This is a genomic window from Gemmiger formicilis (assembly GCF_016901605.1).
In the GTDB taxonomy this organism is placed as follows: domain Bacteria; phylum Bacillota; class Clostridia; order Oscillospirales; family Ruminococcaceae; genus Gemmiger; species Gemmiger formicilis_B.
This window is the reverse complement of the sequence record NZ_JACJKP010000460.1, coordinates 1-426: the sequence shown is the minus strand read 5'-3', so window position 1 is coordinate 426 and position 426 is coordinate 1. Positions and strand designations below refer to the sequence as shown.

The 426-nt window shown below is 63.1% G+C and carries 1 protein-coding gene; it reads left to right on the top strand.

Translation table 11 applies throughout. The annotated features are described in order from the left end of the window. On the top strand, positions 1–426 hold a 426-nt coding region (locus H6B10_RS15435), incomplete at both ends, for a hypothetical protein (RefSeq protein WP_204652355.1).

The window sequence follows — 426 nt, the reverse complement described above, 5'->3', positions numbered from 1 at the left end:
GCGCAGTGAGTGTATCTATTATCTGGCCGCGCTGCCGGTGCTGCTGGCGGTGCTGGTGTTCAAAAAACTGGTGCGCCCCGCTGCGGCGGTGGTCTGCACTGCGGTGATGGTAGCGGGCACCCTGGCCTGCAATGCCTACAACAACCATCTGCTGGTGGAACCCTGGCTGTACCAGCGGGTGGCCCTGTGCTACCAGACCGCTGCACTGGTACAGGATGCCGACCCGGTGGAAGACGCCGAGGCCCTGGCCCTGATCGACCCCATCTTTGATGTGCAGGCCTGCAGGGATCTTTCCACCCTGCACGGGGCGGAACTGCGCAGTGCCGTCAGCCGGGATACCACCTACCTGACCGAGGAGGACTGGGATGCCTGCAAAAAAGGCATTGTACAGCTGGCGCTGAAATATCCCGGGTCCCTGCTGCGGGA